The sequence below is a fragment of the Pseudomonas sp. S30_BP2TU TE3576 genome, assembly GCF_050436025.1.
Classification (GTDB): domain Bacteria; phylum Pseudomonadota; class Gammaproteobacteria; order Pseudomonadales; family Pseudomonadaceae; genus Aquipseudomonas.
On sequence record NZ_JBNDLK010000001.1, the window covers coordinates 5730653 to 5747056 of the forward strand.

Consider the following 16404-nt stretch of genomic DNA (forward strand, 5'->3'; position numbering starts at 1 on the left):
AATCTCTAAATAAGTGGATCAATCGCGCTCAGCGGCGCGTGGGCGCTGTAGTCATCGGCGAAGGGGATGGCCGGCTGGAACAGGCTTTTCCAGTCCGGTTGGCCAAAGGCCCGGTCGCTGTGGCTGCGCATCAGTTTTTCGAATTGGCGTTGGGCCTGGCGTTGCAGGGCGGGGTAGTCGACGCCCTGGACCTGACTGTCCTGCATCACGCAGCGACCATCGATGTAGCTGGCGATGCAGTCATCACCGCGACCGGCCAGAACAAGATTTTTCAGCGGATCGAACAACGGCCCCAGATGCATCCCGCGCAGGTTGAACACGGTGATATCGGCCTTGCAGCCCGGTGCGAGGCGGCCGAGATCATCACGGCCCAGTGCCTTGGCGCCGCCGAGGGTCGCAGCGTTGTACAGGTCCAGGGTGCTGGTCAGCTCGTTACCGCCCTCCATCAGTCGGGCGATGTTCAAGCCCTGGCGCATGTTGTCCAGCAGGTCCGCCGGCCAGGTGTCGGTGCCCAGGGCGAAGTTGATGCCCTTGGCCCGATAACGCCCAAACGAATTCAGCGCTTCGCCGTCCCGGGCAAATACCACCGGGCAATGCACCAGGCTCGCGCCGCCATCCACCACACGTTGCAGGTCGTCATCGCCGTGGGTGTAAATGCCGTGGGGCAGCAGGCTGCGTGGGTTCAACAGCTCCAGTTGTTGCAACCATCCCAACGGCGAAGTGCCACGCAGTTGCTCGACCATCGCCACTTCACCGAGGCCCTGACAGCAGTGCAAACGCATCGGTGCGTTCAGTTCCCGGCTCAGCGCGGCGGTGCGTTGCAACAGCGCCGGGGTGCAGGTCTGGATGCGATCGGGCAGCAGCGCGCCGCGAATCAGGCCATTGCGAGAACCGTCGAAATCCTCAAAGAACCTTTCAGCGGCATCGAGCCCGGCCATGCCCCTGGCTTCGTCCCAGTGGTGCGCCAGGGTTCCATCGGCGCGCCAGTAACTCATACCGCTCATGTAGCAGGGACCGAGGTAGGTGCGCAGCCCCAACTCGGCAGCCACACCGGCCACCGCCGAAAATTCGTCGTAGGTCTCGGCCCACTCGCGGTAGTACATCGAGGTGATTGGCATGGCCGTGGTGATGCCATTGCGGATCAATTGGCTGAAGGCGTAGCGGTATTTGAAGACTTCTTCTTCGGGGCTGTAACTTTCCCGCGACCCGCGCGCCAGATATTCCGCCGACCACATCCGGCCCATGTCGCGCTCGTCGCCGTTGTCCAGGGTCAGTACCGTGGAGTCGAGGTCGCCAAGGGCATCCAGATCGATGAAGCCGGGACCGATCAGCGCGTTGCCGTAATCAATCCACTGATCCACCGGCCCCGGATAACCGCGCCCGACAAACTCGATGCGCGAGCCTTCGAACACCACTTCGCCGTCGCGCCACAGCACATGCCGGGTGCCGTCGAAGCCGACCACGCAACTGGCTCGCAAGCCGATGCGCTTCACAAACGGCTGTCCAGCAAGCGACCGCCCGCCGCGATCAACTGCCCGCCGCGATAGACCTGACGCAACGGCCGCGAAACCACGGCTTCGCCCAGCGTTTGCACCGGCATCAGCAAGAAGTCTGCCGCTTGGCCGATCTCCAGGCGATTGGCTTCGCAACCCAGCGCTTGGGCGCCATTGACGGTCGCCGCTTCGAACGCCGCCGCCAGTTCTTCGTCCTTGTTCAAATCGAAACGGAACGCCAGCAGCATCGCTCGTTCCAGCATGTCGCCGTTGCCCATGGGCGACCAGGCATCACGAATACCGTCCGAGCCCAGGCACAGATTCACACCGGTTTCGCGCAGGGCGAGGAACGGTGGCACCGCGCAATCGGCAGGGGCCGAGCTCATCAGCGAAATACCCAGCGTCGCCAGGCGCTCGGCCACCGGTTTGACCTGGCTCCACGGCAACATCCCCAGGCAATACGCATGGCTGATCATCACCCGGCCTTCGCGGCCGAAGCGCTCGGTGTAGTCGGCGATCAGGGCGATCTGCCACAGGCCCAGCTCACCTTTGTCATGCAGGTGAATGTCGACGCCGCGATCGAACTCACTGGCCAGTTTGAAGACGAAGTCGAGTTGTGCGATGGGGTCATTGTCGATACCGCACGGGTCCAGGCCACCGACGTTCTCCACACCCAGGGCCATGGCTTCGCGCATCAGTTCGGCGGTGCCGGGGCGGCTGATGAGGCCGGTTTGCGGGAACACCACCAGTTGTAGGTCAATCAGGTCGCGGTAGTTTTCACGCAGTTGTTGCATGGCCTCGACATGACGCAGGCCGAACTCCGGGTCGATATCGACGTGGCAACGCATGGTCAGTGAGCCACGGGCGATGCAGTTTTCCAGCAGGGCACCGGCCCGTTGCGCAATCGGTGTGGTGACTTCACGCAGGATGCGCCGTTCGTTGGCGATGTAGTCCTTGAGGGTCGGACCGGCGCTGTTGGGGCGCCACGGTTGACCCCAGAGGGTTTTGTCCAGGTGCACATGGCTTTCCACCAGTGCGGGGGTGAGCAACTGGTTCTGGCCGTCGATGTCGGTGGTCAGCAGTTCGGTGCTCGAGGCCGGGCGACGTTGGCTGAACCGGCCGTTTTCGATCAGCAGGTCTTCGGCGATTGAGCCGTAGGGGCGCACGTTGCGCAGCCAGCGGGGTTGATTCATTGCAAACCTCAATTTTATGGTGTCTGGGCGGGCCTCATCGCGAGCAAGCTCGCTCCCACAGGGGAATGCATTTCAATTGTGGGAGCGGGCTTGCTCGCGAAGGCCGCGACTCGGTTTTGGATCAGCCCTTGAGCTTGGCCCAGATCCGGTCCTGCAGCTCACGCGCCTTGTTGCTGCATTCCTTTTCCGGACGCAGGCGCGAGGCGAATTCGTCGGGCATGTTGATGGCATCCATCACCCGCCATTTGGCGTCGATCAGCTTGTCGCTCTGGATGCCGTTGTCGTAGGCGATGGCATTGGACACGGCGGCGGCGTTTTCCGGTTTCATCATCCAGTCGATGAAAATTTTTGCGTTGCCGGGGTGTGGCGCGCTTTTCGGTACGGCGAAGTTGTCCTGGAACATCGCCAGGCCTTCCTTCGGATACACGTATTTGATGGTGCTCTTCTGCAATGTGGCCCGTGCGGTCGAGCCGTTCCAGTTCTGCATCATGATCACTTCACCGGAGGCCATGCGGTCGACGGTGTTGTCCGAGCTGTACATCTTCAGGAACGGTTTCTGCCTTTGCAGCAGCTCCAGAATGCGTTTGGCGTCCTGCGGGTTTTCGCTGCATTCGTCGACATTCAGGTAGTGGCTGGCGGCGTTGATCACGCTGCTGGAGGTGTCGAGGGCGGCGAGTTGGCCTTGCAGTTCCTTGCGTGGCTCGAAGAACTCTTTCCACGAGTCGTCCAGTTTGCCGCCGGGCACCCGGGCACTGTCATAGGAGAACCCGGTGGTGCCCCACAGGTACGGTGCCGAGAACTTGCGGCCGGGGTCGAAGCTCGGGTCGCGGAACGCCGGTTTGACGTACTGGAAGTTGGGCAGGGTCGAGGCGTCGATTTCCAGCAGCAGGTTCTGGTTGATCAGGGTACGCATGATCGATTGCGACGGCACGATCACGTCATACGCGGCGCCGCCGGCCTGCAACTTGGCCAGCAGGGTTTCATTGCTGTCATAGCCATCCATGGTGACCTTGATGCCGGTCTCCTTTTCGAACTTGGCCAACAGGTCGACCGGGTAGTAATCGGTCCAGTTGTAGAAGAACAGCTCCTTGGGTTCGGCGGCCTGCGCAGTAAAAACGGTGAAGCAACTGAGGGCCAGACCGGCAATGCCGTAACGCATGTTTTTATTTTTCATAGAGCGCGCTCCAGGTTCATTGGTTTTTGCCGCGCTGTCCCAGCCAGAAGGCCAGCACCACCAGCACGATGGATATCACCAGCATCAGGGTCGAGATCGCGTTGATCTCCGGCGTCACGCCGGCCTTGATCGCCGAGAAGATGTACACCGGCAAGGTCGTAGAACCCGGCCCGGCGACAAAGAAGGTCATGATGAAATCGTCGAGGCTGACCACGAACGCCAGCACCGAACCGGACAGCACCGCCGGCCACAGCAGCGGCAAGGTCACCCGGCGAAACACCTGCCACGGGTTGGCGTACAGATCGTTCGCCGCTTCCAGCAGGCTCTTGTCCAGGTCATTGAGCCGCGCACGAATCGGCAGGTAGGCAAAGGGAATGCAAAAGCCGATGTGCGCGACGATCACCGTCAGCAAACCGAGCTTGATCCCCAGCGCCATGAACAGCAGCAGGGTGGCCACGGCGGTGACGATCTCCGGCAGGATCAGCGGCAGGTTGATCCCGCCCTCGACCATTTTCTGTCCGTAGAACGGCCGGTAAGTCGCCAGCGCCGCGAGCAACGCAATCGCCGTGGCGCAGAGCGTGGCGATGCCGGCGACGATGATCGAGTTCAGCGCGGCGGTCTGGATCGACGGGTTGGCGAGGATTCGTCCGTACCAGTCGAACGAGAATTCGGTCCACACCGTCGCCGAGCGGTTGGCGTTGAAGCTGTAGGCGATCAACACGAAAATCGGCAGATACAGATAGGCCAGCATCAGCAGGCTGACTTCACGGGTCAGGGGCAGTTTTTTCAGGTGCAGGGCAATCATGCTTGGGCTCCCCGACGCAGGGTCTTGGCGGCATTGCGGCTATAGAGGGCGTAGAGCACCAGGGACAGCAACATGATCCCCAGCAACAGGAACGACAGCGAACTGCCCAGCGGCCAATTGCGCGCGGTGCCGAATTGTTGCTGGATCAGGTTGCCGATCATCAACGTCTTGCCACCGCCGAGGATCGCCGGGGTAATGAACGCACCCAGGCTTGGCACGAACACCAGCAAGGCACCTGCAATCACGCCCGGCATCGACAGCGGCAGGATGATCCGGCGCAATGCGTGCCAGCGGTTGGCGCCCAGGTCATAGGCGGCTTCCACCAGGCGCCAGTCGAGTTTTTCCAGGGTCGAGTAGATCGGCAGGATCATGAATGGCAGGAAGCTGTAGACCAGGCCGACGCTGACCGCGAAGTCGTTGTAGAGCAGGGTGATGCCACCGGCTTGCGGGAACAGCGCGTTGAGGCTCTGGGCGACCCAGCCGTGTTCGCGCAGGATGATCAGCCACGCATAGTTGCGGATCAGCAGGTTGGTCCAGAACGGAATGGTGATCAGCAACACCATCAGGTTGCGCCGACGGGGTGTCAGGCTCGACATCCACAACGCCACCGGAAAGCCGAACAGGAAACACAACACCGTGGTGCCACCGGCCTGGAACACCGAGCGCAACAACGCTTGGGCGTAGACCCAGTTCAGTTCCAGTTCACCGTCGAAACCTTCCTGGAAAAACAGCTGCACGTAACTTTGCAATTGCCAGTTGGCCTGCCAGTCGACGCCACCATAGACGTTGCGTGGCAATAGGCTGATGTAGCCCATGATGCCCAGCGGAATGGCGATCAGGGCCAGCAGGGTCAGAACCACCGGGCTGAGCAGCAGCGCACGGTTGAGGGCTGGGGAAGTGCTGCTGACGCTCATCTCAGGCCTCCATCAACAGGCAGGCGTGGGGCGGCAGGTTGACCGCGACCCGATCACCCACCACCCGGCCGTGGTTCAGGCCTTCGTTGTTCTCGCGCAGCATGACCTGGATGTCGTTGTTCAAGCGGCATTGATAGAGCGTGGCCGTGCCGACATACAGCACGGCTTCGATCACGCCACGCAGGTGATGCGGCTGTGTCGGCTCGACCAGTTGCGAACGCTCGGGGCGAAACGCCAGTTGCACCTTGCTGCCGTCAAAGCCCTGGGCCTGGCAGGGGATTTCCACCGGCATGCCGTTGGGCACGAAGAGGTTTTCGTTCTGCTGACCGCGCTTGAGATGGCCGGGGAGGAAGTTGATGTCGCCGATGAATTGCGCGACGAACTGGTGTTGCGGCCGTTCGTAGATTTCATTGGGCGTGCCGATTTGCAGGATCTTGCCGGCAGACATCACGGCAATGCGATCGGACAGGGTCAGCGCTTCTTCCTGATCGTGGGTGACGAAAATGAAGGTGATCCCGGCTTCTTTCTGCACGCGCTTGAGTTCGACCTGCATTTCCTTGCGCAGCTTGAGGTCCAGGGCCGACAGCGGCTCATCGAGCAACAGCACTTTGGGTTTCGGCGCCAGGGCCCGGGCCAGAGCCACGCGTTGCTGTTGGCCGCCGGACAGTTCGGCCGGTTTGCGTTTGGCCAGGTGCTGCATTTGCACCAGCGCGAGCATTTCCTCGACGCGCTGCGGAATCAGTTTGCGATCAAGACCCTGCATCTCGAGGCCGAAGGCGATATTCTGCGCAACACTCATGTGCGGAAACAGCGCGTAACTCTGGAACACCGTGTTGACCCGACGCTTGAACGGCGGCAAATCGTTGACCGGCTCGCCTGCCAGTCGGATCTCGCCGTCACTGACATGCTCGAAGCCGGCGATGGTGCGCAGCAAAGTAGTTTTGCCGCAGCCGGAGGGGCCGAGCAGGGTGAAGAACTCGTTATCGGCGATATCTACCGAGACGTTGTCCAGAGCCGGAGCCAAGCCTGGATCGTCGGAATATCGTTTGGAGACGTTTCGCACTTCAATTGCAACTGGATGACCCATAATGGTGCATTCCTCTAATTATTGTATGCAAAATCTGGATGCAATTTAGAAATACCCGGATTAATCTGCCCGTGCAAGCCCCTTTTTCAATGGCTGTTCATCCGCCAGGCTTGTTTGCACGGGGCGCGAGGAGTTGATGAATGACGGAAAAGAAGCTGGAAACTACGGTCGACCGCGTCTACCAAGGGGTTTACGAGGCGATCAGCAAACGCTCGTTGCGGCCCGGGATGAAGCTCGGCGAAGCCTCTTTGGCCGAACTTTTCAATGTCAGCCGCACGTCCGTTCGGGCCGCGCTCAAGCAATTGGAGGCCGACGGACTGGTCACCACCGAGCCCAATAAAGGTGCCTCGGTGTCGTTACCGAGCGACGAAGAGATTCGTTCGCTGTTCGAAACCCGGCGCCTGATCGAGATCGGTATCGTCAGCGAGCTGTGCCGTCGGCGCGATACAGCGGTGACCCAGGACCTGCGCGATCATTTGCTGCTGGAAGATGAAGCGCATCAGAGCGGTGATCACGAACGGTTGATTCACCTGCTCGGCGAGTTCCACATCAAACTGGCCCGCAGCCTGAACAACCCGGTGCTGCTCGACTGGTTCCAGAAGCTGATTTCCCGGGCGTCGCTGTATGCCGCCGCACTGGATGACGACAGCCATGAAGCCTGCCGCGACGACGAGCACCTGCGGCTGATCGAATACATCGAAGCGGGCAACCAGAGCGCTGCCATCGAGCTGACCTGCATGCACTTGAATGGCATCGAGAAGGCAATTCTCGACGTCGCGGCCACCCTGAAAAGCAGCTACAACCCGCTCAAGCACTTGATTGAGGTTTAGTAGGCCACACTGAAGATCAAAAAGTGGGAGCGGGCTTGCTCGCGAAAGCGGTGCATCAGAAGACGAATAAGTTGAATGAGACACCGCTTTCGCGAGCAAGCCCGCTCCCACAGGGATCTCTATTGGCCACAGACTCCAGGCTCGACAAGGAAGCCTCAGAATCAGCTATACCTCTATGAACCGAATAGTGTGCAGGATGCTCGAAACAAACGGATGCAAATGACCGGGATAGAGCCAAGCCATGCAGTTTCTAGAGGATAGCCACGGGTGTTCCGGGTGGAACGGCGAAATGGCCGGGCGCATTCGTGCGTTCGACTGGAGCCTGACCGAACTTGGGCCACTCGACTCATGGTCCAAGAGCCTGAGCAGCGCGGTGCAGTTGATGCTCGCGTCCTCGCTGCCGATGGTGATGCTCTGGGGCCAGTCCGGGTACATGATCTATAACGACGCTTACTCCAAGTTTGCCGGTGGGCGTCATCCGTACCTGCTGGGGGCTGCGGTGGAACTGGGTTGGCCAGAAGTCGCCGAATTCAATCGCCACGTGGTGGATACCTGCCTGGCAGGCGGCACCTTGTCCTATCGCAATAAAGTCCTGGTATTGCTGCGCGACGGCGTTCCCGAGGATGTCTGGCTCGACCTCTATTACAGTCCGGTGGCCGACGATGACGGGCGCCCGGCCGGGGTCATGGGCATGGTGGTGGAAACCACGGAGCGGGTAATTTCCGAGCGCCGGCGGCAGGCGGCCGAAGACGCTTATCGAGCGGATAACGAGCGGGTGCGTCTGGCGTTGAACGCCGGTGCCTTGCTCGGTTCCTTTGTCTGGGACATCAAGACCAACGTGCTTTCGGGTGATGAGCGCTTCGCTCGCACGTTCTCTTATCCACCCGGGCAAGACTTGGGCAACCTGTCACAGGAGATCGTCGAAGGGCGGATCCATCCGGACGACCGTAGCTGGGTCCAGGAACGGATCGCACTGTCGGTCGAGACTGGCGAACCCTACAACGTCGAGTACCGGATCCAGCGTCCCGACGACAGTTACTTCTGGGTGCTCGCCAGCGGTTGCTGCGAATTCGATGAGCAAGGGGAGGCATTTCGGTTCCCCGGCGTGCTGATCGATATTCACGAACGCAAGACCGCCGAAGAATCCCTGCTCAAGTTCACCCGCAACCTGGAGCAGCGGGTGGCCGATGAGGTCGAGGCGCGGCTGGCGGCGGAAGAACAACTGCGCCAGTCACAGAAACTCGAAGCCATCGGTGGCCTCACTGGCGGTGTGGCCCATGACTTCAACAACCTGTTGCAAGTGATCGCTGGCAACCTGCACCTGTTGGCACGCCATGAGCCGAATAACGCCAATGTGCAGCGTCGGGTCTCGGCGTCGATTGCCGCCGTCGAACGCGGTGCCAAGCTGTCCTCGCAGTTGCTGGCATTCGCCCGTCGCCAACCGTTGTCGCCAGGGGTCTTCACATTGCGGCAGATATTCGATGGCCTGGCGGAACTGTTGCAGCGTGCCTTGGGTGAAACCCTTCAAGTGCACATGGCAGCACCTGAAGACTCCTGGAGTGTGTTTGTCGATCGCAATCAACTGGAAAATGCCATTCTCAATCTGGCGATCAACGCCCGGGACGCCATGCAGGGGGAGGGGACCATTGATCTTTGCGCGGACAACATCGTTCTCGACCGCAAGTTTTGCGCCGGTAAGGGCATTGCTGCCGGGGACTATGTGCGGGTGTCCGTGGCGGACACCGGCGTCGGCATGCCGCCACAGGTGCTGGCCCAGGCGTTCGAGCCATTCTTCACCACCAAGGCCGACGGTCAGGGCACCGGATTGGGCTTGAGCATGGTGTTTGGTTTCGTCAAACAGAGTGGCGGTCATATCGAGATTGCCAGCGACGTTGGGCAGGGCACCCGGGTGCAGCTGTATTTCCCGCGCACCTCGCGTTCGGCACCCAGCGAAACACCGAACCTTGACGTGCCGCAACGGGGCGGGCACGAGCGCATCCTGGTGGTCGAAGACAATGAGGCCGTGCGGGTATCGGCGGTGGAGTTGTTGCGCGAAGAAGGCTATCGGATCCTCACGGCAACCAACGGTGACGTCGCCATGCAAATGTTGCTGCAAGGCGTGGCAGTGGACCTGATATTCACCGACGTGGTCATGCCCGGCCTGATCAAGAGTTCGGACCTGGCGGCCTGGGCGAAAGTGCAGGAGCCCCCGGTGGCCGTGCTGTTCACCTCGGGGCATACTCGCGACATCATCTCGCGTAATCACCAGTTGAGCCCCGACACCCACCTGCTGAGCAAACCCTACAATCCCGAAGCACTCAAGCAGATGGTGCGCATGGTGCTTAACGGCTGAAACCTGTGGCGGCACGGGCGCAGGCCAAGGATTTATCGCATTTGCGGCAGGACGACGAACGGGCACCGCTGGTCTGACGGGTGGTCGACAGAACAGGCTAACCGAGGCCATTCTGATAGTTGGTGAACGCAATTGATCGCGTTTCGCTGCCGATCAACAAACGGAGGTGTTCCATGCCGGTGCCCCATGACCTTTATCAGGATCTGAAACGCTCAAAGGAAGAAATCCAGCAGAAACGCACCAAGGATCCGTTACTGGATTCACTGCTTAACAAGTATTCCCAGGCGGATGCCGAAGTGGTGAAAGCAGAGGAGGCCAAGTCAAACGATGACACCGTAAGGAAACTCAAAGAGGCTCGTTTGCTGGTCAAGGACAAGATCGTCAAGCAACTTGGCTCGCCATCCTGACCCAGCCCCTTCATCCCGAACACACCACGGTCAATCCCGTTGATGACTGGCCGGATGATGAGGGAGGCGACTCGGGCTCCGAGTGAACGCTGTCCCTGTGGGAGCGGGCTTGCTCGCGAAGGCGTCAGGTCAGCCAACATCTCTGTTGAATGTGCCGGCCTCTTCGCGAGCAAGCCCGCTCCCACTGGGGGACTTGGGTGAATTCAGAGAGGTGCACTGCTCATTGCAATGCCTTGCTCAATGGCAAACGCACCATGTTCTGCGCTTTCAGCGAACCGAAGTACAACCAGTCCCCATACTCGCGCACCGTGGTGATGGGTGAGTAATTGTCGCTGCTGCCATCCTGCAGGTTGGCAATCACTTTGCCCTCAAGGTCCAGACCGAGGGCAAACCCGCGCTTTTCCACGGGTTTGGGCAGGACAGTCATGGCCCGCACGATCATCTTGCGCACGAACGGATGCGCCGCCGTGCCGTCGAGCAAGGCGTTCCGGGGGGCATACAGTGCCACCCAGAACCGGTCGTGACCATTGAACGACAGGTTGTCCGGCAGCCCCGGCAGGTTGTCGATGAACAGGTCATGGGTGCCGGCCTTCGGGCCGCTGAGCCAATAACGGCTGATGCGGTAGGCACCGGTTTCATTGACCAGTACATAGGCATCGTCTGGTCCCAGGGTTACGCCGTTGGCAAACTCCAGCTTATCCAGCACAACCGAGGTCTTGCCGGTCTGGAAGTCGTAACGCAGCAGTCGACCGTCCCCGCCGTGTTCGAGCACGGCCTCACCGTCGTGGCCATAGCCGAATCGGCTCGAAGCATCGCTGAAATAGGCGTAGTGACCGGGTTTGTCGATGGCCACATCGTCGGTAAAACCGAAGGGAACACCGCCGGCTTCTGTGGTCAGGGCCACCAGACGCCCCTGGGCGTCGAGTGACAGCAAGCCTTTGACGGCATCGGCGATCACCAGCAGACCATTGGGATGCCGGGCCATACCCAGTGGTCGGCCACCGGTATCGACCAGGACTTTGGTGGTCTTGCCGTCCAGGCTCGTGCGGATCAGGCGACCGTCGTGCAGGCCGGTGATGAGCATGTCGTTTTCCAGCAACAAGGCTTCCGGCCCGTCGATGTCGGCGGCACCGACGCGCTCCACGTCTTTGAGCCGCTGATTGTCGGCATAGATTCCGCTGGTGAGGGATGGCGCCGGTAGTGGCGTCCAGGCCACCGGTCGCACCTTGGTCGGCATCAGTAGCAGGAAGGCGCCGATGACGATGATAACCAGCAACAGAGATTTGAAGGTTCTGCTCACGCCTTGACTCCTGACGCCGCCAAGTGTTTTTGCGCCATGTCGCGCAACGCCTGCATCGACGCCGCCGATTCGTGATCAATGCGACGCTTGAGCAACACCCGGTTGGCGATCCGCATCGCCAGACCGCTGAATTGATACTCCAGGGTGCGGACGAAACGTGTGTCCTCGCCTGTTGCATCGCATTCATAGGTCACCACCAGCGACAGGCCATGATCACCCTGGGCCCGGGCGCTCCAGCGCCTCCCGGGCAGGTATTCGGCCACCTCCCAGCTCAAGTGTCCATCGCGTCCACCGGCGCGGATGTCTTCCTCGAAACGTGCGCCGGCATGCAACGGACCTTTTGGCCCGTCGATGCGCAGCGACGACGGATGCCATTGCGGCCAAAGGGTCACGGTGCTGGCGTAGGCCAGTACGTCCACCGGGTGTCCGGCAATGACAATCTGATGCTGCATGCGGGTCATGGGCATTCTCGTCGGGTTGAGCGGCACAGGTTCCGGCTCCCAATAAAGGGTACCGAACAGGTAGTCCATCAGCGGGAAAACGATGTTGAAATTGCGCTCCTGCATCAGTTCGCGGCGGTGGTGCAGTTCGTGTAGCCGGCGCATCTGGCGGATCCACGGCAATCGCGTGATCGGGTAGTGCGGTGGCAGGTGTTCGCAGGCATGAAACACTTCATAGGCCAGGTAACCGAGGACAAGAACACCGCCCACCAATCCGGCGACGTTGGCATCGATGTGCTTGAGCAGCCACCAGAGAGGCAGTGCGACAGCGAGGGTGTGCAGCATGATCAGCCATGCCGGAAACAGAATCACCCGCCAGTCGCGAGCACTGTCATAGGTCATGTGGCCGGGGGTGAAAAAGCTGTGGTGATCGCCCGCGTGACGGGCATAAAACAGCCGGGCGAAGCTCTTTCTATGATGACCCAGGTGGCGGTGCACCATGTACACGCCGAGGTTGAACAACAACAATGTAACGGGCACCGCCAGCCATTGCGCTGGCCGCACCTGATGCACGTTGCTCCAGAAAACGCTGATCGCCAGTACCCCGAACAACAGGACAAAAGCGCCGTGCAGCCAAGGGTTGTAGAGCGGATGAATGTCGGCGCGGTAACGGCGGCGGAATCCTTCGGTGGTCTGCCTCACTGCAATCACCTGTCATTATTGTTATTTCTTTCAGATTAGCCGATCCCGCTGATATGACGGGCCGAACCTTGAGGACACAATAGCCATGATCCGGTGCAGACCGGTCTCAGGTCAGCGGGTCCCAGCGTTGCGACCAGTCTTCGTCGGAGTCGATAACCTCGCGCAGCAGGTCGAAGGCGCGTTGCAGCGTCGGCGAGTCACGATCGCGGGAGTAGACCAGATAGGTCGGGTAGCTGAATTCCGGCGCCTTCGGCACCCGTTCCAGGGCGCCGCTTTCCAGATAACTCTGCACGACGCGGGTGCGGAAGTAGCCACTGCCGCCATTTTCAAGCAGGTACTGCAAACCCAGCGGGCCGAGATTGAAACTCAGCGCAGCCTTAGCCTTTTCCGGCAGGGCGGCGTCGTGCTGGCGTCGGAATTCGCTGCCCCAATCGATGTACACATAAGGATCGGGCTTGTCGGCCAGACGCACGAGAATCAGCTTTTCTTCGAGAATCTGCTCGACCTGCAAGCGCGGCCAATACTCGGGCTGATACACCAGCGCCGCGTCCAGAACGCCCAATTCCAGTTGGCGCAGCAGGTTTTCGCCGTCCCGGATTTCCATGCGCAAGGCGTGGCTGGGGATGTTCTTGCGGATTTCGCCGGCCCAACCGAGCATCAGCGGGTTGCACAGGCTCACTTCGCCACCGATGTGCAGCACATCGCGATAGCCCTCGGGCAACGGTAAATCCCGTCGCGCGGCTTCCCAGGTTTGCACCAGCTGATTGGCGTACACCACGAACGCTTCACCGTTGGGCGTCAGGCGGGCGCCTGCACGATTGCGCACGAACAGGGTGCCGCCCAGCTGGCTCTCGAGTTTTTGCACCCGAGCGGTGATGGCGGTCTGGGTGACATGGAGCTTCTCGGCAGCCGCGGCCAGGCTGCCATGGCGGACGATTTCGAGGAAGGTGCGGGCGAGGTCGATGTCCATGGGGCGGCCGGTGTCGAAAGTGCGGACATTGTAAGATCACCACCGAACCTGTGGCGAGGGGGCTTGCCCCCGTTGGGGCGCGAAGCGGCCCTTGACGTTCGCCCGGCCAATAGAAACTCCGAATGGGCGACTGCTTCGCAGCCGAACGGGGGCAAGCCCCCTCGCCACAGGGCCCTGAAACGACGAATCCCGCCACTAAGGGCGGGATTCGTTTGCGGCAGGCACACTCCCGAAGGCCGGGAGCCCAGTGCTTACGACGGGAACAGCTCGGACAGTTTCATGGCCAGCATCATGTCGCCTTCAGCGCGCAGTTTGCCGCCCATGAACGCTTGCATGCCGTCGGTTTCGCCGCTGACGATGCCTTGCAGGGTTTCGCCGTCCATCACCAGGGTCACCTGGGCGTCCGGGTTCTCGCCTTCCTGCAGCTCGCAGGTCTGGTCCTTGACGATCAGCGAGAAGTTCTTGGTGTCGTCGATGCGGAAACCGAAGACCAGGTCCAGACCGGCAGCAGCGGCTGGGTTGAACTTGGCTTTCATTGCTTGTACGGCATCAGCTACGGAGGTCATGGTTCGATCCTTTCTTGGGTAATAAGAGCTGGGTGATTACAGCCAGGGTCACAATGGTCCGGACTCAACGAAACGTGATGAGCTCCGGGGTCTTCAACAGTTGCAGGTGTGCATGACCGTTGAAGGAAGCCAGGGACACCTCGCGACCACGAAACTTAAGCTGGTTGAGCGAGGTGTTGACGATTTGCCAGTTCAATTCAAAGGCCTGCCTGGCAGGCATTTGCGTAATCAGGTGGAGCAGGGCGGTGATGGTGCCGCCGGAGGTGAACACGGCGATTTTTTGTGTGTTGTCGGCCTGGTCGAGGATGCGATGCAAACCGGCCCGCACCCGCTCGACAAACCCCAGCCAGCTTTCCAGGCCCGGTGTGTCATAGGTGCCGGCGAGCCAGCGTTCGATGATCAGGGCGAAGATACGCTGGAACTCACCGCGGTTTTGCGCGGCGTTGCGTAAGATGTTCAAGGCTTCGGGTTCATCCGGCAACATGGCCGGCAACAGCGCTCGGATGACCGCATCGGCGTCGAATTCGTTGAAGGCGGAGTCGGTTTCCAGGAGCGGCACCGGCAAGCCCACCGCGGCGAATTGTTCCAGCGCGCTGTTGGCCGTGTGCTGCTGGCGGCGCAGGTCGCCCGCCAGGCAGCGGTCGAAGCTGATCCCCAGTTCGGCCAGGTGCCGGCCGAGGATTTCAGCCTGACGAATACCGGTCGGCGACAGAACGTCGTAGTCGTCCGCACCGAAGGAGGCCTGGCCATGTCGAATCAAGTAGATGCTGCCCACGTCCGCGTCATCCCGGTACGTTGAAGGTTTGGCGAGGTTATGAGGATGGCGGTGTGCTGTCAATGAAAAAACATACGCTTGTTTGAAATGCCCGTTACAGGCCTGTTGCCAGAGGTTTCACGGCTGGTCGCAAGGCCGGCGCATGGGTATGCTGGAGGTATCCCGCGCGCGTTCAAGCCGCGTATCGTTTGAGGAGTCCCTGTGGAGTTTTTTTCCGAGTACGCCATTTTTCTGGCCAAGACCGTGACCCTGGTGATCGCCATTCTGGTGGTCCTGGCCAGTTTTGCGGCCTTGCGCAGCAAGGGGCGGCGCAAGTCGGCCGGCCAGTTGCAGGTCAGCAAGCTCAATGATTTCTACAAAGGGCTGCGCGAGCGCCTGGAGCAAACCTTGCTCGATAAGGACCAGCTCAAGGCCTTGCGCAAGACCCAGGCTAAAACCGAGAAGAAACAGAAGAAAAAACCCGAGGCCAAACCCCGGGTGTTCGTGCTGGATTTCAACGGCGATATCAAGGCTTCGGCCACTGAAAGCCTGCGCCACGAAATCACCGCGTTGCTGAGCCTCGCCACGCCGAAGGACGAAGTGGTCCTGCGCCTGGAAAGCGGCGGCGGCATGGTTCACAGCTACGGTCTGGCTTCCTCGCAACTGGCGCGTATCCGTGAGGCCGGCGTGCCGTTGACCGTGTGCATCGACAAGGTCGCGGCCAGCGGCGGCTACATGATGGCGTGCATCGGCCAGAAGATCATCAGCGCACCGTTCGCGATCCTTGGCTCGATTGGCGTGGTGGCGCAGTTGCCCAACGTCAATCGCCTGCTGAAAAAGCACGACATCGACTTCGAAGTGCTGACCGCCGGTGAATACAAACGCACCCTGACCGTGTTTGGCGAGAACACCGAGAAGGGCCGGGAGAAGTTCCAGCAAGACCTGGACATCACCCATCAACTGTTCAAGAACTTCGTGTCGCGCTATCGCCCGCAACTGGCCATCGATGAAGTGGCCACCGGCGAAATCTGGCTCGGCGTCGCGGCGCTGGACAAACGACTGGTCGACGAGCTCAAGACCAGCGATGAATACCTCGCCGAACGCGCCAGGCAGTCCGATCTCTATCACCTGCATTACTCCGAACGCAAAAGCCTGCCGGAGCGCATCGGCATGGCCGCCAGCGGTTCGGTCGATCGCGTGCTGCTGAGCTGGTGGAGTCGCTTGACCCAGCAACGCTTCTGGTAACGCTTTTGTTGCCTTCGAAAAAATGAAACCGCAGCGCCTGCTGCGGTTTTTTCAAGTTGAAACGGTCCTTTGTAGCAGTTGTCGAGTTTACGAGGCTGCGTTCGGCTGCGAAGCCGTCGCAAAACCGTGCAGCTCGGTGTATCAGACAAACCGCGTACACCAGCCTGCGAG

General features: G+C 60.6%; 15 protein-coding genes. 4 read left to right on the forward strand and 11 right to left on the reverse strand.

From position 1 onward, the window contains the following. Positions 1–5: 5 nt before the first annotated feature. The 6 genes from ABIA48_RS26265 to ABIA48_RS26290 form a co-directional block, all read right to left on the reverse strand. Positions 6–1493: an amidohydrolase family protein gene (locus tag ABIA48_RS26265; protein ID WP_429492429.1), complete on the reverse strand. Its 1488-nt coding sequence runs from the start codon at positions 1491–1493 to the stop codon at positions 6–8. After that, positions 1490–2686, reverse strand: a complete 1197-nt coding sequence (locus ABIA48_RS26270) for an amidohydrolase family protein (RefSeq protein ID WP_429492431.1) — start codon at positions 2684–2686, stop codon at positions 1490–1492. Before ABIA48_RS26270 ends, ABIA48_RS26265 begins: the two co-directional genes overlap by 4 nt. 121 nt (positions 2687–2807) lie before the next feature. Further along, complete coding sequence (locus tag ABIA48_RS26275) at positions 2808–3860, reverse strand: extracellular solute-binding protein (protein ID WP_429492433.1); 1053 nt, start codon at positions 3858–3860, stop codon at positions 2808–2810. A 16-nt stretch (positions 3861–3876) separates the two neighbouring features. Continuing rightward, entirely contained in the window at positions 3877–4665 is a 789-nt protein-coding gene (locus tag ABIA48_RS26280) for an ABC transporter permease (protein ID WP_429492435.1), read from the reverse strand. Beyond that, entirely contained in the window at positions 4662–5579 is a 918-nt protein-coding gene (locus tag ABIA48_RS26285; RefSeq protein WP_007995937.1) for an ABC transporter permease, read from the reverse strand. Before ABIA48_RS26285 ends, ABIA48_RS26280 begins: the two co-directional genes overlap by 4 nt. A 1-nt stretch (position 5580) precedes the next feature. Further along, a complete protein-coding gene (locus ABIA48_RS26290; protein ID WP_429492437.1) occupies positions 5581–6666 on the reverse strand; it encodes an ABC transporter ATP-binding protein in 1086 nt (361 codons plus the stop codon). 140 nt (positions 6667–6806) lie between these two features. Between ABIA48_RS26290 and ABIA48_RS26295 the strand changes: the two genes are divergently transcribed. From ABIA48_RS26295 to ABIA48_RS26305, 3 genes are all read left to right on the forward strand, one after another. Continuing rightward, a complete protein-coding gene (locus tag ABIA48_RS26295; RefSeq protein WP_007987445.1) occupies positions 6807–7496 on the forward strand; it encodes a GntR family transcriptional regulator in 690 nt (229 codons plus the stop codon). Positions 7497–7737: 241 nt separating this feature from the next. Then, entirely contained in the window at positions 7738–9849 is a 2112-nt protein-coding gene (locus ABIA48_RS26300) for an ATP-binding protein (RefSeq protein ID WP_429492440.1), read from the forward strand. 173 nt (positions 9850–10022) lie between these two features. Further along, complete coding sequence (locus tag ABIA48_RS26305) at positions 10023–10256, forward strand: hypothetical protein (RefSeq protein ID WP_429492442.1); 234 nt, start codon at positions 10023–10025, stop codon at positions 10254–10256. A gap of 220 nt (positions 10257–10476) precedes the next feature. Here the strand turns inward: ABIA48_RS26305 and ABIA48_RS26310 are convergent, their stop codons facing one another. From ABIA48_RS26310 to ABIA48_RS26330, 5 genes are all read right to left on the reverse strand, one after another. Then, entirely contained in the window at positions 10477–11556 is a 1080-nt protein-coding gene (locus ABIA48_RS26310) for an SMP-30/gluconolactonase/LRE family protein (RefSeq protein ID WP_429492444.1), read from the reverse strand. Next, a complete protein-coding gene (locus tag ABIA48_RS26315; RefSeq protein WP_429492446.1) occupies positions 11553–12698 on the reverse strand; it encodes a sterol desaturase/SRPBCC family protein in 1146 nt (381 codons plus the stop codon). The genes ABIA48_RS26310 and ABIA48_RS26315 overlap by 4 nt, the downstream gene beginning before the upstream one ends. 106 nt (positions 12699–12804) lie before the next feature. Continuing rightward, complete coding sequence (locus ABIA48_RS26320) at positions 12805–13668, reverse strand: LysR family transcriptional regulator (protein ID WP_204933728.1); 864 nt, start codon at positions 13666–13668, stop codon at positions 12805–12807. Between the two features lie 251 nt (positions 13669–13919). After that, complete coding sequence (locus tag ABIA48_RS26325) at positions 13920–14234, reverse strand: SCP2 sterol-binding domain-containing protein (RefSeq protein ID WP_085725686.1); 315 nt, start codon at positions 14232–14234, stop codon at positions 13920–13922. 64 nt (positions 14235–14298) lie between these two features. Next, positions 14299–15009: a histidine phosphatase family protein gene (locus ABIA48_RS26330; protein WP_007987438.1), complete on the reverse strand. Its 711-nt coding sequence runs from the start codon at positions 15007–15009 to the stop codon at positions 14299–14301. Positions 15010–15210: 201 nt separating this feature from the next. Between ABIA48_RS26330 and sohB the strand changes: the two genes are divergently transcribed. Next, positions 15211–16233: a protease SohB gene (gene sohB / locus ABIA48_RS26335; RefSeq protein ID WP_310062545.1), complete on the forward strand. Its 1023-nt coding sequence runs from the start codon at positions 15211–15213 to the stop codon at positions 16231–16233. The last annotated feature ends 171 nt before the right edge of the window (positions 16234–16404 follow it).